At 67.5% G+C, this 8,406-nt stretch carries 6 protein-coding genes and 2 pseudogenes; 4 read left to right on the forward strand and 4 right to left on the reverse strand.

Features of this window, described 5'->3' with window-relative positions; genetic code table 11:
* Window positions 1–567: 567 nt before the first annotated feature.
* The 3 genes and pseudogenes from ACGFIR_RS31510 to ACGFIR_RS31520 all read right to left on the reverse strand — a co-directional run.
* A pseudogene (locus ACGFIR_RS31510) lies at window positions 568–1,077 on the reverse strand (M23 family metallopeptidase); the annotation flags it as partial.
* Window positions 1,078–1,302: 225 nt separating this feature from the next.
* Window positions 1,303–1,845, reverse strand: a pseudogene (locus ACGFIR_RS31515) (transposase).
* Window positions 1,846–1,991: 146 nt separating this feature from the next.
* Window positions 1,992–2,999, reverse strand: a complete 1,008-nt coding sequence (locus tag ACGFIR_RS31520; protein ID WP_393008566.1) for an aromatic acid exporter family protein — start codon at window positions 2,997–2,999, stop codon at window positions 1,992–1,994.
* Between the two features lie 1,160 nt (window positions 3,000–4,159).
* Here ACGFIR_RS31520 and ACGFIR_RS31525 point away from each other — a divergent pair.
* Window positions 4,160–4,546, forward strand: coding sequence for a hypothetical protein (locus ACGFIR_RS31525; protein WP_393008564.1), 387 nt, complete (start codon window positions 4,160–4,162; stop codon window positions 4,544–4,546).
* 397 nt (window positions 4,547–4,943) lie between these two features.
* On the opposite strand, the gene ACGFIR_RS31530 is transcribed toward ACGFIR_RS31525, so the two are convergent.
* The gene (locus ACGFIR_RS31530; protein WP_393149028.1) at window positions 4,944–5,123 is read right to left on the reverse strand and encodes a hypothetical protein; all 180 of its coding nucleotides are present in this window, start codon (window positions 5,121–5,123) and stop codon (window positions 4,944–4,946) included.
* Window positions 5,124–5,272: 149 nt separating this feature from the next.
* On the opposite strand from ACGFIR_RS31530, the gene ACGFIR_RS31535 reads away from it, so the two are divergent.
* The 3 genes from ACGFIR_RS31535 (at window position 5,273) to ACGFIR_RS31545 (ending at window position 7,819) form a co-directional block, all read left to right on the forward strand.
* Entirely contained in the window at window positions 5,273–6,076 is an 804-nt protein-coding gene (locus ACGFIR_RS31535) for an IS3 family transposase (RefSeq protein ID WP_393008562.1), read from the forward strand.
* 33 nt (window positions 6,077–6,109) lie between these two features.
* Window positions 6,110–6,220: an RNaseH domain-containing protein gene (locus tag ACGFIR_RS31540; RefSeq protein ID WP_393008590.1), complete on the forward strand. Its 111-nt coding sequence runs from the start codon at window positions 6,110–6,112 to the stop codon at window positions 6,218–6,220.
* 261 nt (window positions 6,221–6,481) lie between these two features.
* Window positions 6,482–7,819: a DUF6907 domain-containing protein gene (locus tag ACGFIR_RS31545; protein ID WP_393008560.1), complete on the forward strand. Its 1,338-nt coding sequence runs from the start codon at window positions 6,482–6,484 to the stop codon at window positions 7,817–7,819.
* Window positions 7,820–8,406: the final 587 nt, after the last annotated feature.

The following is an 8,406-nucleotide window of genomic DNA, read 5'->3' on the forward strand; positions in this document are numbered from 1 at the left end:
GCCCAGTTCCAGCGGGTCGTCGCCACGATCGAGGCGAAGTTCCCAGCCGCCGCCGAGCATCTCGACGCCGCCCACGACGACCTGCTCGCCTTCACAAGCCTCGCCCTCATCAATCTCCGGGCTGCGCACACCGTCCCTGACCTACAAGATCAGGTTGGAAGACTCACTAGATCGGCAGCCAGGCCAGGGTGTACGTCAGGCAGGCGCGCCTGGGTGACCATGGTGAGCAGGTCGAGTTGCAGCGCGGCTTAACGCATGGTCCGCGCCGGAGTGTTCCGGCGCGGACCGTAGGGTGTCGACTCGTCTCGCAGGGCTGACAGCCGGGACACGAGTCCCTTCGCGGGACTACTAGCAGAGAGGTACACCCGGTAGCTGTTGCGCCGGGTGGTTGATGAAGATGTTGGAGATGAAGCCGTTCTGGTCCCGCAGTCGCGACCACCAGTTGTTGACGTAGCCCTCGGCGTAGACGGTGTCGCCCTGCTTCTGGCATGTGACGTTGACGAGGGTGGGACCGGCCAGGGAGGTCACGGTCGACGCCCACAGGTACGCGTCGCTGCGGACGCGGACGCCGGAGCCCCAGGTCCAGAAGGCGGTGCCGCCGCAGCCGTTGTCGCTGGTGAGGTAGTACTGGTGGTAGGAACCGGGGTAGGCGAGTGCGGCGCCGTTGATCCTGATGGTCTGGCCGACGCCGTTGTATAGCTGCTCGTAGTGGATGTGCGCGCCGAAGGAGTTGCCGGTGTTGCCGGTGGTGCCGATTTGCTGTCCCGTGTTCACCCATGCTCCGTGGGCGACCGAGAACGCGGCGAGGTGGAAGTAGTAGGTCTTCCAGCCGCCGCCGTGGTCGATGACGATGTAGTTGCCCGCACCGCCGGACTGCCAATGGCGGGTGGCGGTGCCGGCGGCGGAGGCGAGCACGGGGGCGCCGGCGGTGCTACCACCGTCGGCGCGGACGAAGTCGAGGGCCATGCGCACCTCGGCGCTGTGGTGGCTGTACGTCCACCGTTGGCCGCAGGGGTACGGCGCCTTGAAGTTCGGGGCCGCCTGGGCGGGCGAGGCGACGAAGAGTGTGGCGGTCAGCGCTGTGGCGAGGGCGGCCACGAGCGTGACGAGGGACTTGAACGATCGCACGGTTCATCCTGAGGGGTTGGTCATAGAAGGCTTCCGATGCACTTACGTCCGAAGATCATAAGGGCGCCGTCGACGGATGTTAATAGCTTCCAGAGACGCAGAGACCTACCGAAGGATCCTGCCGTCGCTGTTACCGTCTCGTCGCGGTACGCAGTGGGATCCGGCCGCTGAGGGTCATGTCCGCGCTGGTGGTGTAGAGATGGCCATCGCGAGATCTAGTTCGATGTCTGCGGCGATCGGGGTAGGGGTCGGGCTGGCTGGTGTCGCGGTGGCCGGTGCGACGGTGATTATGGGCTTGGCGAGTAGTTCCAGGCCCATGTAGCGGCGGCCTTCGGTCCATTCGTCGGTCTGTTCGGCGAGCACGGCACCGGCGAGGCGGATGATGGCCGGACGGTACGGGAGGATCACGACGGCCCTGGGGGGGCGACGGACCTCCTTGTTCAGATGTTCCTGCAGGTTGCTCGATCAGATCTGCCGCCAGATCCCGCACGGGAAACCGGTGGAGGCGACGAGGTTGTCGCGGGTGGTGTCGAGGTGTTCGGCCGCAACCGGGAACTTGGCTTCGACGGTGGCCATGACCCGGTCGAACTGGGCTCGGACGGCGTCGGTGTCGGGTTGACGAAGATCGTACGGACGGGTGTGGCGATCCAAGGCTGCGCGGACTCGGGCACCATGGTCAGCAGGTTGCACAGGTAGTGGGTGCGGCAGCGTTGTCATAACGCGCCGGGCAGGGCGGCTCTGATGGCCTGCTTGCGCCAGCCTGAGCTTCGGAGATGACCAGGCGAAGACCGGACACGCCGCGGGCGGTCAGGCAAGAACTACGCCCTCCGTCGCACGTGACGTGCCGGCAGTGGGCGGGCAGTTCAGCTTGGTTGTCCGGCGGCGGCGCGGCGGACGAGGGTGCGGGCCTCGACGCGCCGCACACCCGTTGAGCGCAGTAGTTCATTGGCGACGATACGCAGTTGAGAGACGGCGATCGTCCCGGAGAAGCCGATCTCGTGCCGGCAGGCCTTGCCGCCGAGCCGCACCGCATGTAGCACGCGCTCGCGGGCCTGGACTGGTTCCTCACCAGCCAGACACGCGCGGTGCAGCAGCCGCACCGCCGTGCCGTACTCCTCGATAGCGGCGGGCAGGTCCGGCGGCACCGGTTCGGCATCCCGCAGCGCCGTGCCCGCGCGGCGCACCAGTGTCCGGCTGTTGCGGTAAGCCCGCTCCATATGCTCGACGCCGTCTCGGTAGGCGTACACGATCTGCCGGCGGCGCCACCGCAGCGGGGAAAACTGGACCACCTCCTCGGCGGCGGACACCGCCTCGCGAAGCTGCATCAGCTTCGACTCTGAGTTCCGCATGTGCTTCAGCAGGACCTCCGCTCGACGAGCGTCACCATTGGCCAGGGCCTCAGCGCAGGCGGTCATTTGATTGGCGAACAGATCCAAGGCGGAGCCGGCGACCCGCCGGACGGTGCGCAGCGGGTTGAGCGGCGCCAAGACCAGCATCACGAATAACCCGACCAGGCCGCCGACCAGGGCGTTGATCGCCCGGGGAAGCTCCAGATCGGGGTTGGCCGGAGTGAGCGTCGCTACCAGGACCGCTGTGGCACCGGCCTGAGTCATCAGCAGGCCGGTGCCCCGGGCTGCTGCGGCACCAGTGATCGCCAGGAAGACAATGATGCCCGTCTGCCACGCCCCGGTGCCGATCAGGGCGATCAGCAGGTCACCGGCGGCGATGCCGACGCCGATGCCCAGAAGTAGCTCGACGGTGCGTCGGGCCCGCTTGGCCAACGAAGCGCCGATCACCGCCACCGCGGCGCCCGGGGCGAATGTGGGCTCCTCGATACGCAGCAGATGGTGAGCGACCACCCAGGCGAGCATCGCGGGCCACGATCTCCCCCGTGCAGCACGGCTGTCTGGTGGACGCCGTCGGCGAGGCGTTGTCGCAGGTAGGAGTAGAACGGGCGAGGACGCTGAGTCGGCTGCTGGCGTTCGGGCCGATCAACGCCTCGGCGGCGGCGTGGGCGTACTTGCGGGAGGTTCTGACGTTCATCTCAAGGCGGCGGGCCGTTGCCTTGATCGGCAGTCCTTCGGCTCGCAGGGCGTACACGGCCGCGTGGCATTCTTTCGAGTAAGGTGCGCCTGCAACGTCACGTCGTAGACCGACAGGTCAGGACGGGCCCACAAGCAGCGGACGCGGTGGTGCCATCGGTGATGTTCGCAGGAGGTGGCGATGTCGACCTCGGCGTCCGTCGCCTGACCCTGAAACGTAGAAGCTATTCCGGCCCGGCTGGCCGGGGCGGCGATGGTGGCCCCGGCCAGGTCAGTGGATCAGCGCGGCGCCCACCGGGCTGATGGGTTGTTGCGGGGTCGGACGGGCGGAGGCCGCAGGGGTGAGCGGGTGTTGCGGTTGGACCGGTCGGTCCAGAACGGCGAGGGCCGCCACATGGTGTGTGTGGTGGTGTGGCCGTCGGCGGGGAAGGTGTCCCGCTGGGTGTAGCCGTGTCCTTGCAACAGGTCGCGGTCGGTGTCGGTGTAAACCTCGGCGTAGGGGTGGGCAGGCTGAGCGTGTCCATCCAGCGCTGCGATCCGTCGAGGATCGCCGCAGCGCGGTTCGAGTCCGTCGGGTCAGGCGCGGCGAGCAGCGCGAGGTGGTTGTGCGCCTCGGTGGGACGGTGCGCGGCGAGTGCCCGGTCGAACTGGAGGAACCGGTCCTGACGTGCGCCGCACTCATCGGCGAGACAGTCGGCGTATCGGGCGGGGGCGGGATGGGGCGGTAGCGGTGGAACCAGACGGTCGCGGCCGTGCCGTCCGGGAGCAGGAAGGCGTCGCCGAAGAACAACGCGTGTTCCGTCCAGATCCGGGCCACTGCGGCGAGAATGGTCGGTCGGCGGCGCTCGTCAGGGACGAGCCAGGTGCCGAGGTCGGTGGGCGTGAGGGTGCCGGTGACGAGATCGGCGATCCGGCCGATGTCGCACCATCGCGCACGGCAGCACGACGACCATTATCGGCAGCCTCAGCGTTCACCCCGAGGAGGGACCATGGGCCCCAGCATTGTCCTGCCCGAGCTGCCCACGTACCTGTTCACCCCCAACCTCGCGGGCTTGCTGTCGCTCGCCCTCACTATCCTACTGCCGCTCTCGGCGGCGCTGTTCATGCGACAGTCGTGGTCGGCCGGTCCGAAGGGCCTGGTGCTGCTCGCACTGGCCGCCTTGAAGGCGTTTCTGGAGGCGTGGTTGGCTGCCACAGAGGCAGGCATCGCCTTCAACGTGGTCGAGGTCGGCTACGCGGTAGTCATGAACTTCGGCATCGCTGTAGGCGCCTACGTCGGTCTGCTGAAGAACACCCAGCTTCAGCAGGTCGCGATCAGCAGCGGATTCGTCCGCGACAAGATCATCGACGGCACCGCAACGGAACGCACTGCCTGACCCAGACTGCAGTAGCTGAATCGGGTGACGACCAGAGCGCAGCCGCAACCGGGCGAAGGGGACCACCCGTTACACCCGGTGGCAGGCGCTCGGCGTCCTGGTCGGTAGCCCTGCAGACGAAGGAGCGCGAAGACCTTCAGCCCTGTAGGTCCGCCAAACCGCGGCGGCCCCGCTCACCCTCCGGTGGGCGGGGCGGCTTCGTGCCGTCCGGTGCTTACGGCACCGCCCCGTGCGGTGGCACTGGCCTGCTACCAGCCCGGTACTCCACCGGCGGCGTCGTCTGTGTGGGTCGGGTGCAGTGCAGGCTCGCTTGCGGTGGGGTGGCGAGACAGCCCCGCGAGGGGTTCTGGCCTATAGGCCAGAACCCCTCGCGGTGACCTACTTCAGAGTGCTGGCGTCAGCCGTCACTCGCGGTTCTGCTCCGACGCAGGAGCACGGAGGCGGTACCGCCGACGGTGACCATGGTGGCGCCGATGGCGAGCAGCCACCACAGTCGGGTCGTGTTGTCGCCGGTCACGGGCAGGGTCGGGCTGGGGCTGGTTGAGCCACCCCCGCTTTCATGAAGCTTCTTGATCATGGTCTGATGGCCGTGGGGAGGAAGTCGTCCGTGGCAGCACCGAAGAAGTACCCCGATGCGCTACGTCAGCGCGCTGTGCGCTTGTACCGCGAGTCGGACCCGAAGCCGGTGATCCGTCGCTTGGCCGAGCAACTCGGTGTGATCGGAACGTGGTCGACCTGGGGCTGACCTCGAACATCTACGAGATCTGGCAGACATCGGGGCGCACCTACGGCGCGGACCGGGTCCACCGGCAGTTACGCCGCGACGGCATTCGCGTGGGCCGCAAACGCGTCGAGCGGCTGATGGCCGAGCAGGGCTGGCAGGGGGCGTTCCTGCGTCGCGGCTGGCGCGGCGGCTCCACGAAGCAGGATCCACGGCACACGCCGGCGCCGGATTTGGTGAATCGGCAGTTCACCACCGACGGGCCGAACCGGCTCTGGGTTGCCGACGCAACCCGCATCCCGTGCGGCGAGGGCGTGTTCTGGCTCGCCGCGGTCCGCGACGCGTTCTCCCGCCGGATCGTCGGATGGAAGACCTCCGACCGCTGCGACACCGACCTGATCCTCGCCGCCCTCGAATACGGCATCTGGTCCCGCGACGTCTGCGACGGCCAGTTGATCCACCACAGCGACCGCGGGTCGAACTACACGTCGTTCCGCTTCGCGGAACGCTTGCAGGACAACGGAATCTTGCCCTCGATGGGCTCCGTCGGCGACAGCTACGACAACGCCCTCATGGAGAACTTCTGGTCAACCCTGAAGATCGAACTCGTCTACCGCACCTCATGGCGGACCCGTGACGAGGCCGAGAACGCGATCTTCGCCTACATCGACGGCTGGTACAACACCCGCCGCATCCAGAAAGAGTTGGGCTACCTCAGCCCGAACGAGTACGAGACCGCCTGGCACAGCCGCCAGACGCAACCAGCCGAACCAACTATCGTCACCCCTGCGCCAGCCGGCAGCAGGTAACCACCGCTCCATAAAAGCGGGGGGAACTCACGGCTGTGTGGGCATTCGCTGGCCTGGGACGGGCGGACAGCCCGACCCGCGCCCGTACACCTCGCTCGACAGATCCTGGAGGACCATCCCGGGCGCAAGACGGCTGCACGCTGAGGTGTGAACGGCCGAGAGGGCCCGCACACGGCCGGTCATTACACGCATACTGGACCGAGACTCTGGCACACGCGGCACAGCGCGACCGCCGATCGGGAGGACGGGGAGGCTTACCACCCACCCCGCGCATCGCAATGCCCGATTCTCAAACCACAACGCCCCGTTGAGCACCGGTTCCGGTTACCACGCTGCCAGCTTGGTGGACACGGTGTCCGTCCTCCCACAATAGCCACGTGTGAACCTATCGATATGGTCGTTCTGTTGAACCAGATCGTGAGCTCGAACATCACGGCCCACCTCGGCGGTTGCCCGCCATGGTGTGTCAAGGTCCATGCCGAGGAGGAGTTGGGTAGTCCGGGCGACCGGGCCCGGGGGCACTCCCGGATGGTGATGCAGACCCATAAGGGTGAGGTCGGCGGGATGGCGGTGGAGATTTTCTCACTGGAGCACCTTGACCAGCCCGAGGAGAACACCCCAGCGGAGTTGGTCGTGTCCGCTCCGGATCCGCTCAGTCTGGCCGACGCCGGCTACCTCGCCACCTCCATTAGGAAGGCGGTAATGGAAGCCCGCCGATCGCACCGGCCGTACTGGCTGAGGCGGGCGTGTCCTTCCTGGTGTGTCGCGACGCACCAGGACGGCGACCATCTCGAGGATCGCATCCACTGGCCAGACGACTCGCCGCCTGTGCTGTTGTCGCTACACAGCTCAGTGAGTACTGCCGGCGAGTCGTGCAGCGATGGGACGTACCGGCCGCCGGGGCTGGAGGTCGACTTGGAGCAGCACGCCGACGCGGTCGAGCCGGTGGTGAAGTTCGTGATCGAGGGCGCGACGGCGGCGTTGCGGCTCACGCTGGACGAGGCTGAGCAGGTGCGGACGGCGGTCGGACGAGTTGTGGCCATGGCGCGCGATACGGACAACCAGCTGGTCGAGGCCGGATTGGCCGGTCCAGCGCCGAGGCCATACCGGCCGAGCCTCGACCAGACCGTGGCCGATCTGGTGGTCCACGACGAGGGCCTGACGGCCGAGCAGAAGATCAGCGTGTTCCGCGGCGTGGTCGCCGAGCGACTTACCCAGCAGGGTCTGAGCGTCGCTGAGCAGGCTGTGCGGTTGAACTGCACCGAGGAGCAGGTGCTGGACGCGATGGTGGACTTCGCGATGTGGTCGCACGCCGGCTACCTGCTTCCACCCGCCAAGCCGGCCGAGCCGCAGTGCCCGGTGTGGTGCGGTGGGGAGTGCCTTACCGAAGACGGCGTCCGCCTGCACGACCGGCACGTGGCCGCCGTGTACGGCCAGCACCACGAATGTGCCAACGACATCAAGGTGGCGACGGTCGACCTTCAGGCGTTCAACTCTCCCGACGGGTACGACGAGCCGCCATCAGTGACGCTGGCCATCGACAACCCGGAACAGCGCCCCACCGACATGACCAAGCTCGACGGGATGAACCACAACGCGGTCCGGAACCTGGCCGCATCGCTGCTGTCGGGCTTCTGGGACCGCACGACGATCCGGCTCACCCCTCAGAAAGCGGCGAACCTCGGCGCGTCACTGATCGCCGCATCCCGCGCTGCCCACAACAACACCGCAGTCAAAGCCTGACCACAGCGAGGATGTGGAGCGGTCCGGACCCTGCGCAACGAGGTCCGGGCCACTCATCCAGGGGACGGCTCAACCCGTGCAGATGACGTAGAACCAGTGGCCCCTGATCCTGAGGTGTGGTGCACCGTGTGCAGCTGCCGGCCGGCGAACTCCGCACGGCCCCGGGATGTCGGGCACGTAGGGCACTCCCACGTCCCGGTGGCCGAAATGACGTACCGGGCTAGCCACTCCCCGGCGCCGGTCTGCACCGCCAGGCGCTCCCCGGCTCACCGCACCTTCTGAGCCCGGACCGGCCGGAGCACCGGAAGGTCGTAGCGCTGCTCGTAGGCCCCGCAGATAGTCCACGACGTGCCCGGCGGTCGGGAACTCCTCACCCTCCTGCCGCGGCATGCCCCACCCCCGGCAGCGGGCTGTACTCCGCAGGGGAGAACAACCGCAACGACTCTCAGCCATGCCGCCACGCGCCACCCGGCTGCGGCTGGGCGTTCGAGGGGTTGCGTCCACGGGAGTGGTGTACGACTTGCCCCGTGATGGGCGTGTTGCGTAGATGAGAGACGGCCATCGCGTCGATCCTTCAAGACGACCAA

The sequence above is a fragment of the Micromonospora sp. NPDC049051 genome (assembly GCF_043197575.1).
GTDB lineage: Bacteria > Actinomycetota > Actinomycetes > Mycobacteriales > Micromonosporaceae > Micromonospora.

Excerpts from the sequence above, each read along its gene's own strand:
- ACGFIR_RS31520 (WP_393008566.1), bottom strand. The coding sequence starts at position 2,999 with ATGCTCGCCTGGGTGGTCGCTCACCATCTGCTGCGTATCGAGGAGCCC.
- ACGFIR_RS31525 (WP_393008564.1), top strand. The coding sequence starts at position 4,160 with ATGGGCCCCAGCATTGTCCTGCCCGAGCTGCCCACGTACCTGTTCACC.
- ACGFIR_RS31530 (WP_393149028.1), bottom strand. The coding sequence starts at position 5,123 with ATGATCAAGAAGCTTCATGAAAGCGGGGGTGGCTCAACCAGCCCCAGC.